The organism is Clostridium sp. D53t1_180928_C8, assembly GCF_015667795.1.
Lineage (GTDB): Bacteria > Bacillota > Clostridia > Clostridiales > Clostridiaceae > Clostridium.
Genome location: NZ_JADPEL010000033.1, coordinates 1 through 13,625 on the forward strand (window position 1 = coordinate 1; position 13,625 = coordinate 13,625).

A 13,625-nucleotide genomic window follows, 5' to 3' on the forward strand; every position below is an offset into this window, starting at 1 on the left:
ATAAAACTTCTACATATATTACATTTACTTACTACTAATATTTTTTATTAATTAATATGCAATTCATTAATATCCTCTATATTCTTAGACCACTATTAGTATAATTTATAATTACATATATGAGTTTTATTTCTTGGATAATAATTAAAAATTCTATACATTACTTCAGTATATTTAACTTTATTAATAAATTCATCTTCTTTACTTTCTATTTCATTAAATTTAGTTCAAATAATAATCCATAAATTTTTGTGATAATCTTTAAAACAACTTTTATAACTTCTTTCACCTAAACTTTTCGCTGTTAACCATTGATATACACTATCATATATACACCATTTGCTCTGTACTAAAAATTACTATTTTTATCCTCTTATACCATTCTATTTTTACAATACTTTCCTAGCAATATTCCCCTTATCCTCACACCACTTCCTAAACTCCTCTCTCTCCCTTATACACAATTCTCCAATACTCCTAGCATTCATAATTAAATACTCCGTAGTATACATAATCTTCCTAACCTGATACCCCTGTACCTGTATCTTATTAGACAACCTAAACCATTCCTCAATATTAAACCTCAAATACATATCATCCGAATCACTTGGCAATTCCTTAATTTCAGATCGCTTAATTAATTCAATATCCTTAACCTTTCCAAAATACAATATTCCAGCATCCTCACCAAAACTTTTCTTTGATTGTACAAGAGCTACATACTTGACTTCTCTCTCCATCAAATTAACATTAGTGCATTTAGTATGATAAAACTTATTTATTAAATTAACTTCTAATTGCTCTCTATTCCTTAAAGATCCAACTAAAACATTTCTATCATTATAATATTCTTCCTTAATATAATTCTCTCGTCCAATAGGTTCTAAATATCTTTCAAAAGTTGAATATGATGATTCATTAATAAGAACATCTAAAAACTCCTCCATTAACTTAGTACTAGACGGTAAAAAAGGTATTCCTCCAATATTAACTTCTTCAATACTTTTATAAAAATCATGTTCCTTATATTTATCTTCATCCTTAAAAGGAAATAATACAAAAGCTCCAAAGACACATTTTTTATAATTCCCTTCGCCTTTAGCCTTATAAACTATTGCATCCCTATACCTATGCATTGTATTAATATCTTCTTCCTTAGGACCGACTCCACCATATCTATTAGCATACGATTCACTATAATCTGCCTTATATTTTGCATCAAAAACAAATTTATACCCTTTAGTAATTCTATCTTTATTAATAGAAAGAATATTATCTGGTTTTTGATTTAATGTTCCAGACTTTGTAGTAGAGTTATAAAGAACTTCAAACCTTTCACCAGTTCTAGGGTTTTCATATACTAAAGTAGATCCAATACCTTTTCTTAAAGCCACAACTATTCCAGCATTATTTATCTTAATAAAATCAGAGCTAATTAACTTATATTTTCTTCTAAGCAATGAATTAATCTTAATAAAGCACCAATACTCATATAACAACGGTAAATCCTTCATTGATATAGCTAAAACATTGCTACTAATATTTAATCCCTTTTGAAGCATTAGATAATATTTATAAACTTCTCTATATCCACTAGCCATACTAAAAACTAATGAAATAGACGTCGTGTGACTTTCTGCAACATCTTTTAAAAAAGTAGTATTTATCCGTCTAATTATTTGCTTCTTCATAGCTGATAATTTTCTAATAACTTCATCATCACTTTTCCAAATGGACTTATTATAATTAAAAATAAAATTATCAATTTTTCTTACAATGCTTAAAAGAATAAACTTAAGAAACTTATTCTCATTTGTATCATAAGTTAAGTTTTTAGTAACCTGAAGCGCCTCACTAGGTATATATCTACCATCTATATTTTTCATTACATGTGGTCTCTTTTCAAGCCACTTTATAGTTTCCATGCTACTATTTCTTAAACTATGATATTTACAAACTCTACTTTCCTTAACTAGTCCATGATGTGGATTATTTATTATTATATCTATTGATTTTAGAATCTTATCATAAACATAATTTAAAATACTATAAAACTCAGTATATGTACTATTAGTATTATTACTTATTTCAGCTCCTAAGTAAGTCCTACTTAAAAATCCATAAGCTAAATTGTAAATTTCCTTATTAACATCATTAAGTAATGCTTTATAATCATCCTTATAATCAATCTTACTTGGAAATACTTCAATAGTTACTTTAAGATGCTCTCTTCCATTTACAAATGCATATAAATCTGAATATCCAATATCACCTCTAAAATTAATAATTCCACTTAACATTTTTCCTGATCTCCCTGTAGGAGTTACTTTATCCCTAATAGTATCATTATCATGGTAAAACTCTATTTTGGAATTATTTTTAGCTTCTATTATAATTTCATAATTTTTATATTCTTTAAAATACATATTTTCATTTAATTCACAAGCAATAATCTTTACTGGTGCATTTACATTTAACTCTGCTTCATTTGATATACCTACAGCATAATCATTACCTTTAATAGAAAAATATATTTCTTCTGTTTCAATAAAAACTAACTCAATGTTATTGCCAGAAGGTTGTAAATCCATCTCTTACAAACCTCCTAATCATGTACACAAGCTTTTCACTACTTAATTTATATTTACTAATCTTACCTTGCTGCATCATCTCATTAATCTGCTTTTCATCTAAATATCCAGTTGCATCAAATTTAGTCTCATTTAACATATTAAATACCTTAACTAAAATCTCAAGTACATCACCATTACTTCCACTTATCTTAGGTAATATCTTTTGAACAATACAGTAATCTAAGGCATTATCAAAATCCATAATATTATTTTTAGTAGCATAAATCATATAAAATACAACTTCATCTCTAACTCTAAATCCAAAGTGTTGATTGTATTCCTCTAAAATATTATTAATTTTAATTAATTCTCCAATAGTCCTACTAGATATTTCTTTTTCACTCTTACATTCTGATATTTTTAAATACTGAGATTTTAAGAAATCATTATTATAAACTCTTTGCTCCATTTCACCTACAAATATCTCTTCAAAATTATAGCTTAAATCAACCTTATTAAACTCAATAGTATTTGCTCTATCTAAAACCTTTTTACTAAATGGGAATGTAGTTTCATCCATATTTACAGTTCCAACTATATAAAGATTTTGTGGTATATAAACATCTCCATATTTATCAAAAGATCTTTCATCTCTACCAAACTGCTCTTTACTTAATAATTTTTCTGTAACAATATTCCCCTCATCATCTATTCTTTTTGTTTCCATTAACGAAAGAATATCACTAAAATAATATTCAACTCTAGCTAAGTTCATTTCATCTAAACAAATAAAGTATGGCTTATCTGAACTTTTCATAGCTTCATATGCTGCTAATGTAATAATACCTGGAGTAAATTTACCTTCAATATTTCTATATCCTAAAAGATCTGTTGCATCAGACCAATCTGGTTTTACTGGAACTAGTTTAAATCTTTTATTTTTATATGTTGCTCCAATAGCTTCTGCAAATAATTCAACAATTTTACTTTTACCAGTTCCTGAAATTCCTGATAAAATTACAAATGGCTTAGTTTTAAGACTTAAATAGAAGTTTTTAATTAAATCTTTACTGTAATCAAATCCTTTGCTAATTATATAATTGTATATATAATCTATTTCCCCTTCTATATTTTCTACTACTCTTACTTCTATTTCATTTTCTGTTTCAACTTCAGTTAATATTATGTCATTAGTTTCATCTACTTCTTCTATATCTTCATTCTTTTTAGGTACTAGCTTCATTATAAAAGTATCTAACTCATCACATTTATAGAAATCAATATATTCTTGATACTCCTCTGGAATTCTATTTGGTTTTTTATCATTTTTCTTTTCATAATCTATAATATAATCGTAACTCCAAGCTAAGCTTGTTCTTAAAATCTCCTTTAAGGCTTTATCAGAGTATAAAAGTCTTACTGCTGGTGTTTTTCTTCCTTTAGAGTTAGGCATATCAATTTTAGCTACATATGTAACATCATCTACTATTAAAGTAATAGGTACACTACTTCCTAATACAAGGTCATTAGATATATTATCTAAAAACTTTTCTTGATATCTTTCTGGAAGAAATGTTCCGTGATTAAACATACTATAATCCATAGTCTTTCTTCCAATAAATTCATTGCAATCTATTTCAATTTCATCAACCCATGAATCTTCTTTTTTCTTTTTCAAACTGCTCTTACCTCTTTCATATTTTTCTTCCGCTTTACTTATATCAAGCTTATTTTCATCTATCAATTCCTTAATAGCTTCACAAAGTTCACTTCTTAATATCCATTGGAAGCTTTGATTATCCAGCTCTTTCCCTACAAATGGTACACCCCAAAACACATCTTTTCCACTTTCCCTTTTAGGTGTTTTAATTTTTAGTTTTTCTAATATTCTTTTACTTAATCCCACAACCCATGAATTATATGAGGATGAATGGGAATTTTCTATAATAGATACTTCCTTAGCTGTTGCTTTTCCACCCATTACATATATCAGTAAAAGTATATTAATATCTTTAATTTTAAAAATTAATTCATTTAATAATAATGACTTCCACTGTTCTTTTGATATTTTTATATCTTTTGCATAATCAAGTATGCTTTCATCTTTATCATACATTTTCTTCTCAATCACTTATATAGCTTTTATTTAATATTTTATCATATAAAAACATTGTTTTATTAATTTTATCTTTTAAATAAATCCTTAAAAGATAAAAGCGTCATCAGATATAAAAACTGTTGACACTTTTTCATAGTTTGTGACATTTAGATTATTTATCTAAAAAAACAATTTAAACTAATACTTCCATTTCCTCATTAATAGAAAGAGTTTGTCTATATTGCTCAGCCACCATTGTTCTATTAAATTCCGCTGTAGGTTCAATTTCTTGAACTAATGCTTCTAGCTCATCAATAGAAACATTAAAGAATTCTTTTCTTAGATTTATCTTATTAGTTCTCTTATCATTTAAAATATCATGTAACTTTTGTTCTAACCCAACAGCGTCATCTGAGAAAATAAAGCTATGAACATCAAATACAAAAGGTACACTAGCATCACCTAACTCATCAACTCTATCCTGTGGGTTTAACCTTCTAGTCATTCCAATCTTAAATCTCTTATCTCCAAAAGAACCTAAATTACTAATTATATAAACATAGCCCGCCTTACCATTTTGTCTTTTAACAATATCTTCTTTTTTATGCTCAACACCATCTAATTGCTCTTGTAATTCTTGTAATCTAGCTTTTAACTTTTCTAACATTTCATTATCTTCTGAACTAGCTAAAGCTTCTTCAACTTTAGACATCTCTGTCTTATATTTTTCTTCTTCTTTTTCTATTTGCTTCTTTTGCTGTTCTAAAAGCTTTCTTTCTTCAGCTTCTTGTCTCATTTGCTCTCTTAACCTAGCCTGTTCTTCTTTTTGTTGCTCTTTTTTTATGTAATATTCATATTCTATTTCAACTGCTCTTATAAATAAAAACTCTATTTCATTTATAAACTTAACCATAGTATTAAAAATACTTTGATTTCCTTCTGCTGCAACATCTAAATATTTTTGAGTTGTAGTCTTTACATCTTCTATAGACTTGTCCAATTTAGAATATTTCAAATTATATAAAATATTTTGTTGCTCTGCCTTTAATGCAATTACCATAAGTTTATATATTGTTGCATTTGCCTTAGTATTATATCTACCCTCATATTTCTTTAAAACTTCATTTATACATTTTTCATTTTCATTAAATGCTTTTCTTAATTCTTTTATATCCATACAATGAAGTTTAAGTTTTACTGTTGGATCAAAATCAACTTCATCATCATGGAATTTCTCCTTTAATATTAATTCTTCTATATTCTCTTTAAATATGTCTTGTTCTTTATACTTTTCTATTATGTACTGAATGCTATTATATAATGGTTTAATTTTATTTAGTTTTTTAGTTTCTCTAACTAATTTCTTATCTAGTTTTTCAGCTTCTATATTTAAATTTTCAATTCTTTCAATTTTCTCTGCTTCTTTTGAAATTTCAGATTTTATATTTTCTATTTTTTCACTAAATTTAAAAACTTCATCTTGCTTTTCTAATCTTAATTTTTCAACTTCCGCATTTACCTCAGTATCCAAATTTTTTATTTTATTTTTCTTTTCCTCTTCTAAGTTAGTTATTTCCTTATTAAGATTATTAATTTGTAAATTTTTCTCCTCAATAGATTTTTTCAATCTAAATAATTCCTTAATATTTTTAAACATCTTTTATCCTCCTAGCGATTTATAGTATTATTATAAATTATTAACATATATTTATATGTCGAAAGAAGTCATAAGATTTCAAGAAAATTTATCCAAATCAAAAGACATCTATTTTTAAGGAAGTCTTTTACCTAAAACGCTCTAAATTTCTATTATGTTATTTTATATAATATAGACTACATTAAGCTGTTAATAAATCACTCTATTAAACTTATCATGTTTTATATTTATATAATTACAATAATAGGTAAAAATATAAAAAGAACTATAGTCATAAAACTATAGTTCCCAAGTCAAAATATTATTTTAACTAAGAAGCTTTTTCTTCATTATCCCACTCTAAAACTTTCTTCTTTGCTGCTTTCTTCTTTTTCATAACAATAGCACCACCAGCAGCCCCTACTGCTAATACCCCAATAACTGTAGTTGTAACAGCCTTAGCTTGCTTTTCCTTTTCTAATCTTAATACCTCTGCTCCCTCCTTATAAGATGCCATTACTACCTCTTTAGCAATAGATAATTTCTCTGGTACAGAATACTCCCTTTCATCATATCCAGCTTTATAAGCAATATTTTTTTCTAAATTTAAATTGCTTACTCCAACAGAATACCCATCATTGTATGAGTTTATCTCTTCTTCATGATTAAAACTTGAAGCATCTGAATCAATACACTTTAATGCTTGTACATATCCAGCCTCATATGCAACTTCTTTTAATTCAGTAGCTTTCTTATTATAAGCAGTTGTATATTTTTCTTTTAACTCAGTTGGAACATTCCCTTCAAAATTTCTCATAACAAAATTATGAGCATCCTCTTCACCGTATTGTATATAAGAGTTTGTATTTTCTTCTATATATACTCTTTTCCCTTCTCTATATCCCTTTAAATAAGAATCACTTACAGCTTGTATAGTATATGTATTATTTTCACCTTCACACTTATATCCTAGTGCATAACCTTCATTATATGCATTACTAACATTAGCTTCTAATTCACTTTTACCTTTTTCGTACCCATTAGAATATCCACTTTGATATTCTGCTGAATAAGTTGATGAATTACTATTATTAAATTCATGACCATTACATCCTGCTGAATATCCAGCATTATATCCTGAATCATTAGCTTCTTTCTTTGCTGCAGCAACAATGGCTTCTTGTGATGATGTACTTGACCCACCACCTGAGCTACCCCCTGAAGAAGACGTACTTGAATAAGGACATACCCCATTATTATGTAAATGAGCTGGGTTGCCTCCACAATGATAGTGATATGAACCAAGGCCTGATTTATTTTTATTATCTTTATGACCTCCGTTAGAATCAGTTCTTCCACTATGAGCAAAAGCTAATTGAGTAGTTAAAGGCATAGCAACTAATAGTGCTATAATTGTTTTTGTAATTTTCTTGTTTATCATATTTATCCCCCGTTTTCTAGCATTATTTATACCTTTATTTTTTGATATAAATAGCCTTTAGCATTATCAAATATATTCCCCTTAATATATCCAACTTTAGTATTATAATAAATAAACAAAACTTTTTATGTCGAATTTAGTCGTTATTACAAAGGTAATTTTCTCCAAAATATTCATCTTACATTATTTGTATAATTAACCCCTTCCTTAATAAGTAAAAAAGACTAGTACAATAATATAATTAACAAAAAATATTATTGTACTAGTTTATTTTTAATAATTAATATATTTAATTTTTTATTATCTCTTTATACTCATCATACCACTTAATATTCCACCCATTCTTAAAACACAACCTATACAATTGCTCTTCATCGTTTACACTTTCACTTGTTATTAAATTATGTGTCTCCTTATTAACTATAAGACCATTCCATATATATTCTGAAACTTCTGGATACATTGTAACACTTCTTATATGTGAAAACTCTGCTTTTCTCTTATCTAATTTTTCATTAGTAAGTTCATCTCTTACTATTTTAAACTTACTAATACGCTGTTTTTTAAGCTTCTTAATATTTTTCCTTTGTAATTCTAATGCTTGACTTTGTAAAACCTTTACATCATTAGAATTATTTATTTCATCTAAAATATTGAAAATAAGCTTTAAGTAATTATTTTGAGGATGATCCTCTATCCTCTTTGCTATTATTGACACAAGGCTTGACCATCTAATATAAGTTGTATTATTAAAGCTTGCTTTATATTTGTTGTCAATTGACTCTATAATATAAGCTGCATCACCTTTACTTTTAACTCTTATTATTGTGTGTAATTTACCACAATCAAACCATATAACACCCTTATTATCTACAATACCACTTCCAATAGCATTAGATATTTTCTTAACAGTAATTTTATCTAAATCCTCAGCTTTTTTAGGCATTTCATATCTTATATCCTTTATATAAGATTTAATAATTACTAATTGCTTATTTTTATTCATGTTTTACCATCTTATTATAAATGCTTGTAAGCTCTGCCATAGCCTCTACGGACTTTTCACAACTACAAATATCAGGATGTATACTTTTAGCTATATTCATATACCATTCTCTCGCAGCCTCTTTATTTACATATAACGATTTATATATTTTAAGCTGTCTCATCCTTTCTTCTCCACTTAGCTCTAATAAGCAAAATATATATTTATCAGCTTCACTTTTAAAATAATTAAAGTTTATATCATTAGCTTGTCCTAAATCTTCTTTTCTATTATAGCTCTTTATATCACTACCATTAAAATTATTTATTATTTTCTTTAATGATAATATCTTTTCATATTGACCTTTCCAACTACTACTACCCATTTTTATAAAGCCCTCTAATTTATTTCTGCCAGTTATTCTTTTTATATCCTTGTTAATCTCCATTTTAACTACTTTTAAATTTCCTATTTGTTTTAATTCTTCAATACTATTAGCTTCATACCACTTCATTTTAACCACACTCCTTAATACAATATATATTAATAATATTCCATTTAGAATTCCATATATTATGCCAGAATATCAAAACTTAATGTTCAATGATCATTTAGAGCAACATTATACAAACTTTACTACATAAAAAATAAGGAGATCACAAATTAATAGATTATCATCAAAATCTTTAATACTTTAATTAATGATTCAATTAAAGTATTAAAGAATAAAGCAAAACAGTTGCAAAATATTTTTGCAACTGTTTTATTTATTCTTTAAATTTTTCTATATTAACAAAGATAAATTCATTACACTCTATAATCTGTTCATTTTATTTTCTCTTCATATGCCTATTTATAAGCCCAATTTATTTTAACGTATCAATTTTCTTATAATAAGCCTTCTTTAAAATAAATTCCACACTTATAAAAATCATAACTATTATTGCAAATTCAACTTCTAACATAATAACACTAACATTGCTAGTATCTAAGAAACTCGTAGCATTTAGAATATTTGATTTGTTTAGTATTAATACTATAGTAGTAATTATAAATGTAAATAATCCTGATATAAACCAAACCATACCACATCTTTTATTAGAAGCTTTTAATAAATCTATATCCTTAAAAAAACTACTATTCCCTTCATTACCTATTCCACTACCTATCATTGCAATAGGTATAAATAAATCTAATATTTTATTTATTTTTTTATTTGAATGTCTATTGTATAATACCCCTATCCAAATCATAATTACTGAAACAATAATATTACAAAACAAAATAAATATCCTCATAATACCCTCCCTCTTATTAAATACCTAATTAATACTATTCTTCATTAATACAATTAATGAACAATTTAACTCTCAAAACAACTTAATATTATATCTATTTAATTGTTAGCTAATATGCTCCCCATCCATTAACTTTCCATTCATTATCTTCATTAATCAACTCAAATGATTTACCTGAAATAGACTTTCCAGGTTGCCAATCTCCTGTTGCTATTGAATTTTCATAACATATAACTTCTACCTCTGCATCTACTATTATCCTATCTGGCTTACTCTCTCTTATTGTGTATTTTAATAACTTTGCAGATTCTAAAGTTTCATTTAACTCACTTATTATACTTTGGCTAAATCCATTCCCCCACTCAATAGTAGAATACATCTTTAAACCATTTATGTCCTTTTTAGATAACGAATCTAAATATTGGGATATTACCCTTTCAGAAATTTCATTATAATTACTTTTACTCTTATCTTGAGAAGTCCCAACATTACAACCAACTAGAGCTAAAAATGTTAGTAATAAAACTAAAGTAATACATACTTTTCTCATAATTTATCTCCATCTTTTAATTCTACTAACCTACAAGCTTAATAATACAATTTTGTACTAAATAAAGTCTAATTTACATATTAATTAAAAATATTGTGTTATTCAAAATTCAAGCTATTTTAATATTATGATAATACAATACCCTTTTCTATTTTGTTTCCTTTTAAAAATTCTTTTACCTCAAGAGGTTTTCCCCCTGGAAACTGTAATATTTCTATAATCAGAATACCGTTATTTGTGGCCACTGAAATTCCTTCATCATTTGCATCTATGATATAACCTGGCGGTTTAGTAATATTTGCCTTTATTGACTTTGATTTAAATATTTTAATTGGAATATCTTTATAATAAGTATGAGCAGTTGGCCATGAGTTTATATTTTTATATGGCCAACAACTCAATCCTCTTATTAAATTATGTATGTTAATACTACTATCATTCCAATTAATCCTTGCCATTTGCTTGTTTAACATCTGTACATAAGAACTTCCATCACTGGGTTGCTTTACCCCAGAAATTTTACCTGTGATAATTCCATTTATTGTTTCCTCTAATAGTTCAGCACCGTTTATTTTTAATAAATTGTACAATTCTCCAGCTGTCATAGATTCAGATATGTCAAACCCACTTGTCATAAGCATCTCACCCGTATCTATACCAGTATCCATTAGTATAGTCGTATTTCCAGTTCTTATTTCTCCATTTATTAAACTCCAGTTTATTGGCGATGACCCTCTATACTTTGGAAGAAGAGATGCATGTAGACAAATACATCCAAGTCTTGGTATATCAAGTATATCCTTAGTTATGATCTGACCATATGCTACAACAATGATAAAATCAGGTTCTATTTCTTTTAATTTATTAATAATTATAGAGTCTGTTTTTATTTTTTCAGGCTGAAAAATTGGAATTCCATTCGATAGTCCAACCTCCTTGACTGGTGAAATTGCTACCTTTTTTCCTCTTCCACTTGGTTTATCAGGTTGTGTTACAATGGCACTTACATTATATTTCTCTATCATTTTCTTCAATGAGGGAACTGCAAAATCAGGAGTTCCCATAAAAACTATTTTCATTATTCATACCTCCCTTTTATACTACAAAATATATTTTGTAATTATTCATTATTTATACAATAACTTACAAGTATTCATTTAATCTAACTTCTAAACTCCTATTTATCTATTAATTTAAAAATTAAACTCACTTATATAACAACACAATTATACACCAAATAAAGTATTATTTTCATATCAATTACAAATATTCCACTGCTTCATTTTAAAAGATTAAATTTTTCAAGTGCAAATATGCCTAATACCCAAAATGAAGCCTTGGAATTTTTAGAATAAAATAAAAGCCTAGAATAAGCTGAACATTTCAATTTATCCTAGACATTTTATTATATCTTTCTGACACCTTTTTGTACTTCTTTATTTAACTTTCATCTTTCTAAATAAAAATATAGATACAATAGTAGAAAAACTTTCTGCTATTATAAACGTTATCCATACTCCATTTATTCCATAAGCTTTTGCAAAAATATAACTTAACGGTAATATAATAATTATCTGTCTAAGTAGAGAAATTATTAAACTATACATTCCTTTTCCAACAGCTTGAAATAGCGTACATAGAATATTATTTATAGCCATAAATATAAAGCTAAAACTTAATACTCTTAAAGCAGCACTACCTGTAATAAGCATTTCTCTAGTGCTATTAAACAAATATAACAATTGCTCAGGGAATACTATAAATATAATGTTCCCTAACACTCCAAATATAATAGAAATAATTAAACTTATTTTTAGAGTTTCCATCAAACGCTTTTTATTTCCTGCTCCGTAGTTAAACCCCATAATAGGCATGGCCCCCTGAGTAAGTCCACTTATTGGCATGAATACAAAGGATTGAAGCTTTAGAAATATACCAAGTATAGATACTCCAACAGCAGAAATTTTAATTAAAATAGAATTTAATCCTACAACTAAAACAGAACCTAAAACAAACATTATTGTTGCTGGTATACCTACTACATAAATTTCTTTAATAATATTTAAATCAAATCTTAAATTCTTTTTCTTTATCTTCACTTCACCTTTTCTTACTACTAAGGTAACTACAGCTAAAACCATGGCAGTTATTTGACCTATTACGGTAGCTATGGCGGCACCTTTCACTCCTAAATTCGGTACACCAAAATATCCAAATATAAAAATGGGGTCTAATATAATATTAATAATTGCACCAACTAAAACAAATACCATAGGGTAAATCATTGAGCCGCTTCCTTGAAGTATTTTTTCTATTACTATATGAATTATAATACCAAAAGAAAAGTACACCACTATATTTGTATATTCAGTAGCTAAATTTAAAATATTAGCTGAATCTGTATACATCGCGAAAAATGGTTTAATAAACAAAATACCTAATATCAAAAATGCAACCCATGTGATAAATCCCAGTATAAGTCCATATGTAACTACTGTATTTGATTTATCTATATTTTTTTCACCTAAAGTTCTAGATATTAAGGAATTTACTCCAATACCTGTTCCTACTGCCGCTCCAAGTAAAATATTTTGTATAGGAAAAGCTAAAGATACAGCAGTTAATGCGTCATTACCTAGCTGAGCGACAAACATACTATCAATTATATTGTACATTGATTGAATTATCATAGACAATATTGCAGGAATAGACATCGATAATAATAGTGGAAGTATCGATTTAGATTCCATTTTATTTTCTTTTAATTCCATTAATAATCCTCCTAGTATAAAAGCATAAAAAAACCACCCTTAACTATTTTGGTTCCAAAAAATAGTTAAAAGTGGCTTTTAATGAAATTTTACTATATTAATCTTAAACTTTCAAGTATACATTTACAATTTCATCCTCTTATTACTGTATTCTTAATTATTTCGACATTATCTTTTAATAACAAACAAACTAAAATATCCTATACAAAATATAATTCCCCAATCTACTAAGCTAATTATTTATATCAAAAAAGCAGTTACAAAATATTTTGT

At 26.8% G+C, this 13,625-nt stretch carries 10 protein-coding genes; all 10 read right to left on the minus strand.

Translation table 11 applies throughout. From position 1 onward, the window contains the following. Positions 1-389 precede the first annotated feature (389 nt). The 10 genes from I4V51_RS15210 to I4V51_RS15255 all read right to left on the minus strand — a co-directional run bounded on the left by I4V51_RS15210 (position 390) and on the right by I4V51_RS15255 (position 13,352). Positions 390-2,591: a restriction endonuclease-like protein gene (locus tag I4V51_RS15210; RefSeq protein WP_195989287.1), complete on the minus strand. Its 2,202-nt coding sequence runs from the start codon at positions 2,589-2,591 to the stop codon at positions 390-392. After that, entirely contained in the window at positions 2,566-4,689 is a 2,124-nt protein-coding gene (locus I4V51_RS15215) for an AAA family ATPase (RefSeq protein ID WP_195989288.1), read from the minus strand. Before I4V51_RS15215 ends, I4V51_RS15210 begins: the two co-directional genes overlap by 26 nt. 175 nt (positions 4,690-4,864) lie before the next feature. Continuing rightward, on the minus strand, positions 4,865-6,328 hold the full coding sequence (locus I4V51_RS20950) for a GIY-YIG nuclease family protein (RefSeq protein WP_207745992.1): 1,464 nt from the start codon (positions 6,326-6,328) through the stop codon (positions 4,865-4,867). A gap of 310 nt (positions 6,329-6,638) precedes the next feature. Then, the gene (locus tag I4V51_RS21530; RefSeq protein ID WP_347708665.1) at positions 6,639-7,748 is read right to left on the minus strand and encodes a YHYH domain-containing protein; all 1,110 of its coding nucleotides are present in this window, start codon (positions 7,746-7,748) and stop codon (positions 6,639-6,641) included. 289 nt (positions 7,749-8,037) lie between these two features. Next, positions 8,038-8,754, minus strand: coding sequence for a hypothetical protein (locus I4V51_RS15230; RefSeq protein WP_195989289.1), 717 nt, complete (start codon positions 8,752-8,754; stop codon positions 8,038-8,040). Beyond that, positions 8,747-9,247, minus strand: coding sequence for a hypothetical protein (locus I4V51_RS15235; RefSeq protein WP_195989290.1), 501 nt, complete (start codon positions 9,245-9,247; stop codon positions 8,747-8,749). Before I4V51_RS15235 ends, I4V51_RS15230 begins: the two co-directional genes overlap by 8 nt. A gap of 352 nt (positions 9,248-9,599) precedes the next feature. Further along, positions 9,600-10,031, minus strand: a complete 432-nt coding sequence (locus tag I4V51_RS15240) for a hypothetical protein (protein WP_195989291.1) — start codon at positions 10,029-10,031, stop codon at positions 9,600-9,602. Between the two features lie 109 nt (positions 10,032-10,140). Further along, a complete protein-coding gene (locus I4V51_RS15245; RefSeq protein ID WP_195989292.1) occupies positions 10,141-10,581 on the minus strand; it encodes a hypothetical protein in 441 nt (146 codons plus the stop codon). 125 nt (positions 10,582-10,706) lie between these two features. After that, complete coding sequence (gene fmt / locus I4V51_RS15250) at positions 10,707-11,660, minus strand: methionyl-tRNA formyltransferase (protein ID WP_195989293.1); 954 nt, start codon at positions 11,658-11,660, stop codon at positions 10,707-10,709. A 357-nt stretch (positions 11,661-12,017) separates the two neighbouring features. Then, a complete protein-coding gene (locus I4V51_RS15255; RefSeq protein WP_195989294.1) occupies positions 12,018-13,352 on the minus strand; it encodes an MATE family efflux transporter in 1,335 nt (444 codons plus the stop codon). Between the last annotated feature and the right edge of the window lie 273 nt (positions 13,353-13,625).